This window comes from Pseudomonas sp. B2M1-30 (genome assembly GCF_025447575.1).
Classification (GTDB): domain Bacteria; phylum Pseudomonadota; class Gammaproteobacteria; order Pseudomonadales; family Pseudomonadaceae; genus Aquipseudomonas; species Aquipseudomonas botevensis.
Genome location: NZ_JAOEJT010000019.1, coordinates 1 through 11,833 on the forward strand (window position 1 = coordinate 1; position 11,833 = coordinate 11,833).

Genomic DNA, 11,833 nt, shown 5'->3' on the forward strand with positions numbered 1-11,833 from the left:
GCGACCATTGAGTTCGATGAAGGACGGATTGACCACTTCCTTGACCGGGGAATCCCAGCCCATGCGCACATTGCCGATCGAGGCCTGCAAGACGTTCATTCCCCGTGTCGGCACAACCGAGAGTTTCATCGTGCCGTTATCGATATCAACGATGCTGACGCCCTCCTGCCGACCACCATGCAAGGTGCGCAGGGTAACGCTGAAGGGTTTGTCGGTCTTTATGCCGAGTTGCTGGCTGGTGATCTGCCAGTTTTGTGCGGCTTTGTCGGTGTCGAGCAGAACGTAATCCCAGGCCATGGCGTGGGAGCCAGCGAACAATGCGCTGAGGGCAACAACGAGTTTGAGCGGGGTCATGGCAGCAGCCTTTATTGGAGTTGTGCGCTTTTTATAAACTTGATGAAACGTTTCAGCAAGCTTAAAAGGCGACACGGCGCATGCAGGTATTGCCAAGAAGGATTTTGGACAACCCGGAAGCGGGCACTGGCCTCGGTTCTTGATGAGCACCCACTGGCGATCAATCAACTAGCGACGCTGGTAGGCCCTGGCCTTGTAGCGGGTGAGTCTGGCCATGTGTGAAGCAACCGCGCTGCCGTGGCGCATCCTGAGCTGGCCCGAGGGCGTTTGGCGGACGGTGATGCCATCCGGGAGGTGCCGCTGCTCAAGCGCCCATTCACGGGGCCTGGGACTGCTGGCAGGTCTGCGCTGACTGATACAAGCGTGAGGGGGCTAAGGCACTTCGCAGTGGCTGTGCGTCGCTGCGATGAGAGAAAAATACCTATGGCATTATTTGTCGCCAATACCAATGGAATATATTTTCTGATGAGCAATAAAAAACCCGCTCTATGGCGGGCCTTGATGCGATGATTAATCTAGCCGTTGTCAGCTTCCTTGGGCTGTTCTGACGCAATGTATTTTTTCATCGCCGCGATCGTAGTTTCCGTAAATCCTTGATCGTTACCGAATGCCAGCTTCACCGAGTCATCAGCCGCGATGAGTTGCTTAATCTTCTCTACGCTGTGTTTGACGGCTTCGATTTGCTTTTGCATAACCGCAATTAGCTCATCATTGGCACGATTGTATTGTTTCAGTCTCCAGTCAATCGCCTCAGGGGTTTCGGCCTCTTCGACTTCTCTTTGCGCCTGATCTACTTGCTTCTTGGCGTTACTCTTGTCCATCAGTAGGCGAGTCTCAGCCTGGTCGGACCAGACGATGACCTTGCATTGCTCCAAGAAGTTGACCGCCACATCTCGATCAGAACGGTGGTACTGCCATTTGTGTGCTTCAAGATTGGAAATGCCAGCATCCAACTGCTCTATTGCTGCCGCACTACTCTTGAAGTACTCCCCGACTGTGATCTCGCTTTCTTTGCGGGCCTTCAGTTGGCGCTCTGTTAAATCGACAGATACTTGAACTGTTTCGATGGCGAGGATTCTCTCCTCGCTGCTCTTATACTGAGTCCAACCAAACCATCCAGCTCCTGTCACCAAAACAGCCAGCAGGAGCGCCACGAGAATTTTCATGAAAAGTCCTTTTTATTCAATTGCGATCTGATTTCTTGATGCTGCTCTAGTACTGATCTAATCCATTCCGGATCCCCAATCCCGCGCGACCTTCGCGATCTTTTTCAGCCCCGAACTCTTTTGGCGTTAAATACTCACCATCGTTACAGTGCTTGATAAAGACGTGGTTGTCGCTGTAGTCGGTATTGATGCCGTACACGATCCGCTTCGCCTGCTTGATGACGACAGCGTTGGCGGTGCAATGGTCGGGGCCATTTTTGCCCACACAGTCATGTCGCATGCGAGTCACGAAGTCGTTTCAGATCGACGCATTGAGCGCGGCGCCGGTCACCAAGCTCGGCAATGGCTCGACCATTCTTTTTCTGTGGGCATGGGGCGTCCTATTCCGGGGTGTACCCTGGCGATGGAGGGTGGTCGGCCAGAAATCCAATTGGACCGCTATAGCAGAGGAATACCTTTGCCTCGGAACCAGTTGAGAGTTATTGGCATTTAGGATAGCGAAACATTTGCTGTACGCCAAAAACGACAAAGCCCTGAATAATCAGGGCTTTGTCGTACTAAAGATGGCGGAGGCGATGGGATTCGAACTCATGGACCTGTTACATTCGACGGTTTTCAAGACCGATACAACGACGTAATCAGGCTGCGGCTTGTAGCGATTTTCCGTTCCATTACTTTCATTTTTCAGCACCGCTACAGACCGTGTTCTACAAGGGGTGCGCTGCGAGTTCTGGAACGCATCTTTTCACTGTTTCGACGGCTTCGCGATGGCCCCGACGCGTCGATAAACCCGCTCGGTGATGTCGCCTTTCGTGTGACCCAGAAGCAGACTTGCATCGCCGATATCGCCGATATCGCTGATTTCCGACGCGGCTTTCGGGCGTATATCGCGGAACTGAAATTCGCCGATACGGTTGGCCAACAGTTCGTCACCTTGTTCAAGAGCATCCTGTTTTGCCTTTTCCCGCGCCGCGTCCCAGCGTTTCCTCAGTATCGTGGCCGTCATGCGTTTACCGCTCCGGTTGATGATCAGGTAACTCGAAACGTGCTGGGCGTTTCGTTCAGTGATTGCCGTGATCAGCTTGCCCAGGCTGTTTGATTCCCCGCCAGTCGTTAGCTGGATTCGAAGCTTCTTCTGCGTCTTGTTTTGCTGAACAGTCAGATATGCGCCTTGCTGAGGTTGCATGGTACGCAGGCGGGCATCATGTTTTCCAGGTTGTGGTTCTCCGGGCGCTCTGCGTTTCCTTCCCAGCGAGGGCTGGTGCCGCGACGCACTGCTTCGAAGTGATCGGCGTGCCACTTCTCGCCCAAAAGCACGCCGCAGTAGGCGCAGTGCCCGCCGTATTTCAGGCGAACTTGCTCGCGCTCAGCTTTCTTCAGGCGCATAGGTATCCTTGCCGCTATAGCGGCTGACTTTGAAGGGGGAGGGGTTCCTGCGCGTTGAGGTTAGTAACGTGATTTTTTGTTAAGGTGGCTTCCAAAATTTATTAGGAAGAAGTCATTGAATCGCATTCGGGCATACTGGCGTGGCCAAGCAAAATGGTGGTGCAGCCGGGGTTTGGAGTGGTGGGCGGCTCATCTTACGGCTCTCTACGTTGGCGGAGCTCTAACTATCATGGGTGCAAGATTTGATGAGCTGATAGTTCTAAAGCTAAATGAAATAGGGGATCTCGCTGCCGGTGTTTTTGGGCCGGTGGCATTTTTGTGGCTGATACTAGGTTATTTGCAACAAGGACGTGAACTGAGGTTAAGTTCGGAAGCACTACAGTTGCAAGCCAAAGAGCTCAGACTCTCAGTTGATCAGCAGAGAGAGATGGTGGGTATTGCAGGGAGGCAGCTGGAGGTTGAGTTGGATAAAGTCTTGTTTGAAAGAGAGCAAAGAAATATTGCTTTGCTTCCGAATTTTAAATTACAAGCGGTTGTGCCGTCAGCTAGCGAAAATTTGAATGTTTCGATGAATATTCGAAATCTCGGAGGTCTCGCAGAGGATTTAGAAATTCTCCTAGTTAACAGAGTTATTCATAGGTTCTTGGCTTTAGAGAATAGCGGGTCAATTGATTTTAAATTTGGACTTCCAAGGGAAGATGGCTCGTATGACTTCTCTCTTAGGTACAAGTATGGAGAGGGGGTAGTTAGGGCCGATAGGTATCGGATGAGGGTGGATGTTACGTCGGCTATAAAAAGAATTGCACAAATTTCTTTTATTCAAGTTAAAGAAGAATAAACAAGCTTCCGCTCGAACATCAAGCGGTGCTGGTCAAGCCACACCATGGGTGGAGGGTGGTGAGGGATGAGCTACAGTTCAGCGATCAGTCATTGGAGGTGGATATGGAGTGCTACATATGCGGGGCCATAGCCCAGACTTGGCCGCTGGATCTGGGTGGCCGATCCGTTGATTGCGTTGAATGCAGTCGATATGACATCGACGGAAGTGTCTTGGCTATCAAATGGAGAAACGCTTACGAATTCGACGTCGAGCAGATGAGACAGTGGCTTAGGGACCAGCGAGCGTTGGGCCACTACCCGCCATTTATCACGCCAGGCACTGAACGCTGGCGATTGGTTTCAAGCCGCTAGCCTCTGGTAGAGCTCAATGATATCGGCGGCGTTGGCGGCGACCAGTGCTTCGGCTTCGTCCGGACAGACGCTGTTGCCGATCAGTCGCACCTGGTCGACCTTCTAGATGTCGCGCCACTGTTCCTCGCCAGTTACCGCATCGACGAACAAGCCGCGATCAATGATGTAGTCCTTGTCGAAGCCCTGGGCAGCTTTCAGCTCGGGCGGTTGCAGCATGCGCAGCGTGATGTCCACCAACACGTAGCCACCGACCAGCACCAGGTCTGCGGGATCTTTGAAGTGTTCCGGCAGGTATTCGTGCATGAGCGCAGCACAACGGCGCGCGCCCTCCATCTGCTCTGGCGTCAGCGTGTCCGGTACCTGAATCGTCTCAACCACGGCCACCCGATCCTTGGTCGGCAGCGCCGGCATCGGCTCAGTTAGCGAAACACCACCTTTCACAGATCCGTAGTACTTCACCAGGTATGCGTTCACCAACCGCTGATTTGATCCGGACTGGCAAATGGTTGAAACCGGGTCATACGCCGATCGACCGTCGCCTTTGGAGAAGCCGCCATTGGCCTGCTCGAAGAACGCGGTCGAAACCGCATGGTGCCCGGTACTGGTAGCGACCACGCCAAGAGGCTCAGTCATGTCGGCGCCCACAGATCCCTTGCGCAAGGTGACCATGTTCGCGGCCGCCATTGCGAAGTGGCCGCCTTTCACCTGGGCGACTTGTGTGCGCAGAGGCTCTTCAACGCTGAAATTGCGCTGCGACGAACCGTTCGCGCATTCGGTCAGGAACGGCGCCTCCACTGGCTGAACAAGCGCGTGATGCGTGCCGCCGGCACTGATTGTCGACAGTGGCCCGTCGACGCCATGGGTGCTGGTGTGCTGTTCGGACGTGCCACGCATCGGAACAATGAACGGTTTGGCGCTGGTCAGAACGTGCCGCCAGAGGCCTTTGGCCACTCGGCGCATTGTGTTTTTGGCCATCGGCCGCTCGCGGAAGATCGTGCGCCCGACGTTGTTCCAGTCAATGCACTCCGCGGCCGTGCGCCACGGCTGCTGTTTGCCTGTTGGATTTTTGTGGCGCTTCTGTACCGGCCAGACGATCGGTTTCCCGTCGCTGCGCGCTACCAGGTACAGACGCTTGCGGATGGTCGGAGTACCGACGTTCGCCGCGATACGTTCGCGCCATTCGACGTTGTAGCCCAGACCGCGTACCAGAGCCTCCATAGGCACGAACTCGCCAATGGACTGCAAAATCTCCGGCATATCTGGGTGGTCGGCAGGTAGGCCGGTGCTGATCGCGGAAATGAAGGCCTTGAGGGTGCGGCCGCGCTCTTCTTTGATTGGCTGGCCTTCTTCGTTGATCGGGCCCCATTCGCAGAACTCTTCGACGTTCTCCAGGAAGAGCAAGCGCGACTTCGTGACGTACAGCCAGCGGATAACCACCCACGCCAGCCCGCGCACACCTCGATCGCGCGGAGCGCCACCCTTTTCCTTGCTGTGATGCCGGCAATCCGGAGACGCCCAGATAATGGCAACGGGCTGGCCGCCAGTAGCCTCCAGCGGATCGACTTCGTACACGTCGGCGACGTAGTGCGCTGTTTTCGGGTGATTGGCGCGATGCACGGCCAAGGCAATCGGGTTGTGGTTTACCGCCACGTCCGGCTCCCGGTATGCCCGAGCGATGCCGGTGCTGGCGCCGTCACCGCCGGCGAACAGGTCGACCACCAGTTCCTTTTCGAACGGCAGGCCCATGCTCGGCTGGCCATGGATGAACTGAGGCAATTTCTGTTGTGCGGACATAGGGGATCCTCGCCATGTATATTTCACAAAACAAGTGAAGGAGGTGGTTATGCTAAATGACTACGGAAAGAGTCTGTTTAAACCTATAGTTTCAGCTCAAAACATTATTCTTGGCTTAGCAGTTTTTTTTGTTCTGGTTCTTTTTTTTAGGTTGGTTAGCCTAAACTCAAATGAGTTGGCTAGTTGGGTTCAGGCATTTGGCTCGATAGCCGCAATATTGGCTGCGGTATGGATCGCTGGTCGTGAGTCACGGTTGCGGAAAACAACTGAGGCGCAGGAGCGTGTTGAGGCGATGATTAGAGTGGTAAATGTTGTTGAGCATACTGCGATAGCTGCAAAAAACGCTCTGGAGGCAATAACAGCAAATGGCAATTTGCCTGACTTAGTTAGTGGTATGCAATTTGAGTTCTCGCTCCGTCAACAATATTTGAAAGAGATGGTGTCAAGTCGCGGGATTGATTCAAAGATGTACCATCAGCTTTTCTTAGTGAGAAACGCAGTAGATGATTTTGCATTGACATTTCACGTTATCGCTAATCGTGAAAAATTCGATGTCGCCGTGCTGGAAGGCGCATGGGTGGCTATGGCGAAAATTGAGAACGCGTTGCGTACTCTGCAAAATTTGCAGCAAGCGCTGGAAAACGCGGATGAGCCACCTAGGAATGCTGAAGTACATAAAGTTACCGGAATGGATTCAGAGGTGGTTACGTACACAAGATATTCATTTAAAGGCGTTCAGATTGTTATAACTGGATCAAATATCAAAACATCTAATCATTTGGTTGGTTGGCTTCCACAAGCTCAAGAGCTTGAGAGGAAGGCTGAATGGAATGCAGTAATCGCTTCGTGCACCCGAATGATTGAGGGAGTTCCTGAGTACTACGCTCCTTATATTTTAAGGGCGAATGCATATGCTGCGACTGGAAGAAAGCAAGAAGCTGAAGCGGATTTGTTGTTTGTAGTTAATAGCGTTGGAAATGATCCGGAGTACAGCGTTTTTGCTAGTATGTTGACGGACATTCGTAGTGGAAATTATCCGAGACAGAGGTGAAGCATCATGGAATGGCTAGTAGTCTGATTTCTTTTGCAAGACGATAATTATTCCTCGACATGGTTACGAAGCTCTTCGCTTTGATAAGCTAACTTCAGTTTTCGCGACACGTTTTCTGAAATTACATATTCGTGTCGCGGTGGGGTTAGCAGAGGAAGAGCGCCGCCCGGGCCAAGGCCGTGCAGGTGGTGAATCATCAGCGTCATTGCCTCGCCGGGTTCCTTGATGCCGCTCCACGCCATCAGGTCAGCAAGGGCTTGCCGCGTAGCGGACAGCGTGTGAAACCGAATCTCCACTTCGCCGCGACTCTTTCTCTTCTCCGAGGCTTTCTCTGAGCGTTCCGCGTTGCTCTTGGCCATGGCCTACCTCTTCAATTCCGCTGGCGGGCAAGTCCAGCCAGGTCTGCCGGCGGCGCGTGGCCGCACGGTTGATCAATCGCCTCACTTAGGCTCGGAAAACTGTTGTTCTCGCGGACATCGCCGCGTCGGATGATCTTGGTGGGCATCTAGTGCTGCTGAACGTATGCGCAATCGTGGCTCATGGATTTCTCCAGTCAGGCGCCGCTCTTCGTGATCGATGGTGGCAATCTGATTTGGGTTAGGGTATGTAAAGGGCTTGTCTAAACGAGTGGCGAGCAATGAGTGATTCGAGCGTGAAGCAGTACTGCGGATTGATGCAGGAGATCCAGAATAGGGTTTCCGCTATACGCTTAATTTTGGAAGAAAACGTTAGCTTGGGGTTTGTGAACATCAACGCAGAGACGGTTTATCTACAGTTCAGAAAGATATTAGAGCTCATCGCTTATGCGTCCTTAGTCGCTAACTTTAAAATTTACTCGGCTGCTAGGAACGACCACTCGACAGAGTGGCATGCTAAAAGATTTTTAAAAAAAATTGAGAGTCTCAATGCGGAATTTTATCCAGATCCTTTGAAATTCGAAAAAGTGGAGGAGGCCCCTGAGCGCTTGAATTTCGTCGGCTTGGAGGAAGGTTTTTTAACTCGCGAACAATTTGAGACGCTTTATGACGAGTGTGGAGCGTTCATGCACAGTGAGAACCCCTACGGAGATGCACATAGGTACACCGATCTTCTTGAGCAAGCGCCTTCGTGGTTGATGAAGATAACGAGCCTGTTGAACGCTCATCATATTCGTCTAGTCGATGGAGAGAGCTGGCTGATTCTCATGCCAGGTGAAGTGGCTCCGATTTATATGGTGCTTGATAAAGCTTGAACTCAATCGGAAGGTTGTAGGAGTAAAGCGTATCGCTTGGCGGATCTTCAATTCCGCTGGCCAGCAGAACCAACAAGGTCCGCCGGCGGCGCGTGGCCGCCCGATTGATGGTTCGTCTCACGCTGCGACCTTCACCTGATGCCAGGCACCGGCGGCGTTGAACAGTTTCGCGGCGGCGCTCTCGTTGAGCGTGATGTCCGCCGGTACTGTGATCCAACCAGAAGCAACCATGTGGTTCGGGTTCGCGCTGTTGCGCAGCTCCAGGTAGTAATGCTCGATCGCGTCAGTCAGGCGCTCGACCTTGTACATACCCTCCGGCGAGATCTCCACCGACTTGATGTACTCACCGCCGCGCTCGTCGCGACACATGGCGGCGATGTAGATGGTCCAGTGGTAGGAGAAGTCGAAGAGGGCATTGGCGATCGCCAGGCTGCGGATCTGCTTGCAGTTCTTCCAGTTCACCATGATCTGGGAGCCGCTGGGGTCGATGTTCACCACCGCAACGTGGTTGGTGCTGAGCAGTGCCCGGCAACTGCGTTCGGCCAGGGCGAAACCGTTGTTGGGTTTGCGTTTCGATTTCATAGCGAGTCCGCCATCTTGCGCAGCGCTTTTCGGTCGGCGGCTGAAATCGGTTTGGGTCGCCGCTTCAGTACCGTTTCGGGGTCTATTTTCTTCGAGCGGGGGAGGTGGCAGCGGATTGCGCGGCGGACTTTTCAGTTGGTCGATCTGCCCGTCGGCGGCCAGGTACTGGGCGACTCGTTCAGAGATCGACTCAGCGTCTGGCCGGTGCTGCTCGACCAGATTGAGGTGGTTGCTGATCATGCTCAAGCTCCCAATCTATGGGCCTGCGCCCGTGCTTTGTCCGCGACCTCATCAACCATCCGGCCAAGCTCCAGGTTGAACTGGACTAGCTCCTTGTGCAGGTTGGCGATGTATTCCTCGTCGCGGTGGATGGTTTCGACGTAGAGCTGGCACTCTTCATCTTGGCGAGAATCGAAAGACAGAAAGTCCCACCACTTGCGCCGGGTGACGAACATGCAGCCTTGGACCTGAGGTATGTGTTCCTCGGGCATGCCCTCAAGCCATGTTCTGACGTAAATCGCTTCGTTGAAGGGGCACTTCGACTCGGTGCCGCCGTCGTCGTTGATCAGGCCGTCTGGCGAGCAGTCGAGCCAGTCGTACTTCGGGTGAACGATGAACTGACGGGACGACGATATTGCCGGTCAACATCTCGTAAGCGTCCTGAGCCTTCTGCTCTTCGCTGTGGCCCCACTTCATGGAAGCGCTACTGACGTTGTGTTTGGACTTTTTGGCGAGTCGCTCGAAGCAGAGTTCGCGCATGTATGAGGTGCGCGCCCCATCGGCTCGCGCTTTCCATGCTTGTCAGGCTTACCCCAGGCCATCGCGTCCTTGAACCTGCTGGCAGTGATTCGGCCGGATCGATCCGCGTGCCACTTTTCAGTGCCTCGGAGTTCCGCTCTCACTACGCTGTGCCTCGGTCTGAGACAGGTCGCTGTTCGTTCCAATCATGTCGGTAAAAGTCGGTATTAACGGTTGTAGCCATGCTCTTGGGCGCTTCGTGGCACTTCAGAGCCAATCGCCGCACGCTGTTTTTGGCTTGAGAACCACCCAAGCTACGGCGTGGTTTCGATATCCGGCTGCTTCGTGACAGCCAAGAGGGCTGCGAATTTGGAGCAGTAGCAGGTGGGATTATGTTCGTTGGCAGAATGCCAGAAGGGGGGACTGCTGGGTTATGGAGTACGTCCAGAATAGTTATGGAACGCGTCCTGATGGTCGCAGAATTTTCAGACCCCCAGAAACGACAAAGCCCTGAACAATCAGGGCTCTGTCGTATCAAATATGGCGGAGGCGATGGGATTCGAACTCATGGACCTGTTACAGTCGACGGTTTTCAAGACCGTTGCCTTAAACCACTCGGCCACACCTCCGTTTGCGTTGCGGGCGCCATAATACCTGAATGAAACACACTGTCAAACTCTCTGCATGGCTTGTTACAGAGCGTCTGTTATGATCTTTGCCACTGAACGTTTCAAACCAACAGGAGTGTCGCCATGCGCGAACAGGATTACGCAGTTAATAACAGCGTGCAGGCTGAGCAGCTAGAGGTTAGCCGCGTCCTGCGCAACACTTACGGCCTACTGGCGCTGACGCTTGCATTCAGCGGCGTCATGGCTTTCGTGGCGCAGCAGATGCGTGTTGGCTACCCGAACATTTTCGTGGTGCTGATCGGCTTCTACGGTCTTTTCTTCCTCACCAACAAACTCCGTGATTCCGCGTGGGGCCTGGTGTCGGCGTTTGCGCTGACCGGTTTCATGGGTTTCCTGCTCGGCCCGATCCTCAACCGTTACCTGCACATGCAGGGCGGCGCTGAAGTGGTCAGCTCGGCATTCGCGATGACCGCGCTGGTGTTCGGTGGTCTGTCGGCCTATGTGCTGATTACCCGCAAGGACATGAGCTTCCTCGGTGGCTTCATCACCGCTGGTTTCTTCGTGCTGCTGGGCGCGACGCTGGCGAGCTTCTTCTTCCAGATCAGCGGCCTGCAACTGGCGATCAGTGCTGGTTTCGTACTGTTCTCGTCGGTCTGCATTCTGTTCCAGACCAGCGCGATCATCCACGGCGGCGAGCGCAACTACATGATGGCGACCATCAGCCTGTATGTATCGATCTACAACCTGTTCGTCAGCCTGCTGCAACTGTTCGGCATCATGGGCCGCGACGACTGATCGCATTATCGATAGCAACAAAAAACCCGCTTAGGCGGGTTTTTTGTTGCCTGCGAAATGGCAAGCGGGGCGGATGCCGGCAATCGATCAATTGATCTCAATGCTGCCATCGGCGTGTTGTTTGTAGATCGTGTAGGGCAGGAGCAAGGTGTCGAGGGCGCCTGAGGCGACGGCATCGATGGCAATGCCCAGCGGTGCATTGTTGTAGGTGTAGGCATCGACGTCGTCCGGCCGTTCCGCATGCAACATGCAGAAGTCGAAGGTCACGCCGCTATAGATGCGCGGTACGGCGCCGCAGTAGGTTTTCTTCGCCTTCAACTGCTCGGAAGCCTTCTTGTCGCTCAACGCCACCGTCTGCACCGTCCCGCAGCCGGCGAGCATCAACGCCGCCAGCATCATTGCCTGAGTTTTCATACCGCCAATCCTTCGCCGGAAAAACCTCAATCTACGCCGAACCTGCCGGAAAAGCACTCACGCCATCGGCGGCAGGCGGCGCTTGACCGGGGTTTTCTTGACGATCGCGGTATTGGTCTCGGCGAGAGTGTTGAGGCGATCGAGCAGGGTGTCCAGTTGCTCCATCGAGCGCACGTGCAGGCGGGCTATGAAGCAGTCTTCGCCGGTGACCTTGTCGCACTCGGTAAACTCCGGGATCGACAGGATCTGTCGTTCCACTTCCTGCAATTGCCCCGGTAGCGGCCGCACCCGGACGATGGCCTGCAATTGATAACCGAAGCATTTCGGATCGATCTCCACGGTGTAGCCCTTGAGCACGCCGCGTTCTTCCAGGCGGCGCAGGCGTTCGGCCACGCTCGGTGAGGACAAGCCGCTGATCTGCGCCAGGGCCTTGAGCGAGCGCCGGGAGTCCTCCATCAGTGCGCTGATGAGGATCTGGTCGATGTCGTCGGTCATGCTGCAA

Annotated in this window: 15 protein-coding genes, 1 tRNA gene and 3 pseudogenes; 5 read left to right on the plus strand and 14 right to left on the minus strand. The window is 54.4% G+C overall.

Annotated features, from left to right (window positions below; genetic code table 11):
- The coding region (locus N8H74_RS26360; RefSeq protein ID WP_262151503.1) for an aldose 1-epimerase family protein at positions 1-354 on the minus strand (354 nt) is incomplete at its 3' end.
- Positions 355-562: 208 nt separating this feature from the next.
- Here N8H74_RS26360 and N8H74_RS26365 point away from each other — a divergent pair.
- Positions 563-707, plus strand: a pseudogene (locus N8H74_RS26365) (phage tail protein); the annotation flags it as partial.
- A 162-nt stretch (positions 708-869) separates the two neighbouring features.
- Here the strand turns inward: N8H74_RS26365 and N8H74_RS26370 are convergent.
- From N8H74_RS26370 to N8H74_RS26385, 4 genes are all read right to left on the minus strand, one after another.
- Positions 870-1,520 carry a hypothetical protein gene (locus tag N8H74_RS26370; protein WP_262151505.1) on the minus strand — a complete coding sequence of 217 codons (651 nt, stop codon included), beginning with the start codon at positions 1,518-1,520 and terminating at the stop codon, positions 870-872.
- Between the two features lie 46 nt (positions 1,521-1,566).
- Positions 1,567-1,809 carry a hypothetical protein gene (locus N8H74_RS26375; protein WP_262151507.1) on the minus strand — a complete coding sequence of 81 codons (243 nt, stop codon included), beginning with the start codon at positions 1,807-1,809 and terminating at the stop codon, positions 1,567-1,569.
- Between the two features lie 456 nt (positions 1,810-2,265).
- Entirely contained in the window at positions 2,266-2,706 is a 441-nt protein-coding gene (locus tag N8H74_RS26380) for a tyrosine-type recombinase/integrase (protein ID WP_262151509.1), read from the minus strand.
- Entirely contained in the window at positions 2,679-2,906 is a 228-nt protein-coding gene (locus N8H74_RS26385; RefSeq protein ID WP_262151511.1) for an HNH endonuclease, read from the minus strand. The genes N8H74_RS26380 and N8H74_RS26385 overlap by 28 nt, the downstream gene beginning before the upstream one ends.
- 229 nt (positions 2,907-3,135) lie before the next feature.
- Between N8H74_RS26385 and N8H74_RS26390 the strand changes: the two genes are divergently transcribed.
- On the plus strand, positions 3,136-3,744 hold the full coding sequence (locus tag N8H74_RS26390; RefSeq protein ID WP_262151513.1) for a hypothetical protein: 609 nt from the start codon (positions 3,136-3,138) through the stop codon (positions 3,742-3,744).
- 341 nt (positions 3,745-4,085) lie between these two features.
- On the opposite strand, the pseudogene N8H74_RS26395 reads toward N8H74_RS26390, so the two are convergent.
- Positions 4,086-5,891 (minus strand): annotated as a pseudogene (locus N8H74_RS26395) (DNA cytosine methyltransferase).
- 49 nt (positions 5,892-5,940) lie between these two features.
- Here N8H74_RS26395 and N8H74_RS26400 point away from each other — a divergent pair.
- On the plus strand, positions 5,941-6,942 hold the full coding sequence (locus tag N8H74_RS26400; RefSeq protein WP_262151515.1) for a hypothetical protein: 1,002 nt from the start codon (positions 5,941-5,943) through the stop codon (positions 6,940-6,942).
- 47 nt (positions 6,943-6,989) lie between these two features.
- Here the strand turns inward: N8H74_RS26400 and N8H74_RS26405 are convergent, their stop codons facing one another.
- The gene (locus N8H74_RS26405; RefSeq protein WP_262151517.1) at positions 6,990-7,301 is read right to left on the minus strand and encodes a hypothetical protein; all 312 of its coding nucleotides are present in this window, start codon (positions 7,299-7,301) and stop codon (positions 6,990-6,992) included.
- A gap of 278 nt (positions 7,302-7,579) precedes the next feature.
- On the opposite strand from N8H74_RS26405, the gene N8H74_RS26410 reads away from it, so the two are divergent.
- A complete protein-coding gene (locus N8H74_RS26410; RefSeq protein WP_262151519.1) occupies positions 7,580-8,173 on the plus strand; it encodes a hypothetical protein in 594 nt (197 codons plus the stop codon).
- 117 nt (positions 8,174-8,290) lie between these two features.
- Here the strand turns inward: N8H74_RS26410 and N8H74_RS26415 are convergent, their stop codons facing one another.
- The 5 genes and pseudogenes from N8H74_RS26415 to N8H74_RS26435 all read right to left on the minus strand — a co-directional run bounded on the left by N8H74_RS26415 (position 8,291) and on the right by N8H74_RS26435 (position 10,122).
- Positions 8,291-8,755: a hypothetical protein gene (locus N8H74_RS26415; RefSeq protein ID WP_262151521.1), complete on the minus strand. Its 465-nt coding sequence runs from the start codon at positions 8,753-8,755 to the stop codon at positions 8,291-8,293.
- Positions 8,752-8,995: pseudogene (locus N8H74_RS26420) on the minus strand (hypothetical protein). Before N8H74_RS26420 ends, N8H74_RS26415 begins: the two are co-directional and overlap by 4 nt.
- A gap of 2 nt (positions 8,996-8,997) precedes the next feature.
- A complete protein-coding gene (locus tag N8H74_RS29360; protein WP_347710409.1) occupies positions 8,998-9,369 on the minus strand; it encodes a YqaJ viral recombinase family protein in 372 nt (123 codons plus the stop codon).
- The gene (locus N8H74_RS26430) at positions 9,251-9,514 is read right to left on the minus strand and encodes a hypothetical protein (protein ID WP_347710408.1); all 264 of its coding nucleotides are present in this window, start codon (positions 9,512-9,514) and stop codon (positions 9,251-9,253) included. Before N8H74_RS26430 ends, N8H74_RS29360 begins: the two co-directional genes overlap by 119 nt.
- A gap of 520 nt (positions 9,515-10,034) precedes the next feature.
- A tRNA-Ser gene (locus tag N8H74_RS26435) sits at positions 10,035-10,122 on the minus strand.
- A 123-nt stretch (positions 10,123-10,245) separates the two neighbouring features.
- On the opposite strand from N8H74_RS26435, the gene N8H74_RS26440 reads away from it, so the two are divergent.
- Positions 10,246-10,917 (plus strand): Bax inhibitor-1/YccA family protein, encoded by a 672-nt coding sequence (locus tag N8H74_RS26440; protein WP_262151523.1) that lies wholly within the window; start codon positions 10,246-10,248, stop codon positions 10,915-10,917.
- A gap of 87 nt (positions 10,918-11,004) precedes the next feature.
- On the opposite strand, the gene N8H74_RS26445 is transcribed toward N8H74_RS26440, so the two are convergent.
- On the minus strand, positions 11,005-11,331 hold the full coding sequence (locus N8H74_RS26445; RefSeq protein WP_217834419.1) for a YceK/YidQ family lipoprotein: 327 nt from the start codon (positions 11,329-11,331) through the stop codon (positions 11,005-11,007).
- A 57-nt stretch (positions 11,332-11,388) separates the two neighbouring features.
- Complete coding sequence (locus N8H74_RS26450; protein WP_007915449.1) at positions 11,389-11,826, minus strand: Lrp/AsnC family transcriptional regulator; 438 nt, start codon at positions 11,824-11,826, stop codon at positions 11,389-11,391.
- Positions 11,827-11,833 lie beyond the last annotated feature (7 nt).

What these genes read in the sequence shown, in the direction of transcription:
- N8H74_RS26405 (WP_262151517.1), bottom strand. Translation starts at nt 7,301, where the DNA reads ATGGCCAAGAGCAACGCGGAACGCTCAGAGAAAGCCTCGGAGAAGAGA.
- N8H74_RS26390 (WP_262151513.1), top strand. Translation starts at nt 3,136, where the DNA reads ATGGGTGCAAGATTTGATGAGCTGATAGTTCTAAAGCTAAATGAAATA.
- N8H74_RS26450 (WP_007915449.1), bottom strand. Translation starts at nt 11,826, where the DNA reads ATGACCGACGACATCGACCAGATCCTCATCAGCGCACTGATGGAGGAC.
- N8H74_RS26440 (WP_262151523.1), top strand. Translation starts at nt 10,246, where the DNA reads ATGCGCGAACAGGATTACGCAGTTAATAACAGCGTGCAGGCTGAGCAG.
- N8H74_RS26400 (WP_262151515.1), top strand. Translation starts at nt 5,941, where the DNA reads ATGCTAAATGACTACGGAAAGAGTCTGTTTAAACCTATAGTTTCAGCT.
- N8H74_RS26370 (WP_262151505.1), bottom strand. Translation starts at nt 1,520, where the DNA reads ATGAAAATTCTCGTGGCGCTCCTGCTGGCTGTTTTGGTGACAGGAGCT.
- N8H74_RS26445 (WP_217834419.1), bottom strand. Translation starts at nt 11,331, where the DNA reads ATGAAAACTCAGGCAATGATGCTGGCGGCGTTGATGCTCGCCGGCTGC.
- N8H74_RS26380 (WP_262151509.1), bottom strand. Translation starts at nt 2,706, where the DNA reads ATGCAACCTCAGCAAGGCGCATATCTGACTGTTCAGCAAAACAAGACG.
- N8H74_RS26385 (WP_262151511.1), bottom strand. Translation starts at nt 2,906, where the DNA reads ATGCGCCTGAAGAAAGCTGAGCGCGAGCAAGTTCGCCTGAAATACGGC.
- N8H74_RS26430 (WP_347710408.1), bottom strand. Translation starts at nt 9,514, where the DNA reads ATGCGCGAACTCTGCTTCGAGCGACTCGCCAAAAAGTCCAAACACAAC.
- N8H74_RS26410 (WP_262151519.1), top strand. Translation starts at nt 7,580, where the DNA reads ATGAGTGATTCGAGCGTGAAGCAGTACTGCGGATTGATGCAGGAGATC.
- N8H74_RS26415 (WP_262151521.1), bottom strand. Translation starts at nt 8,755, where the DNA reads ATGAAATCGAAACGCAAACCCAACAACGGTTTCGCCCTGGCCGAACGC.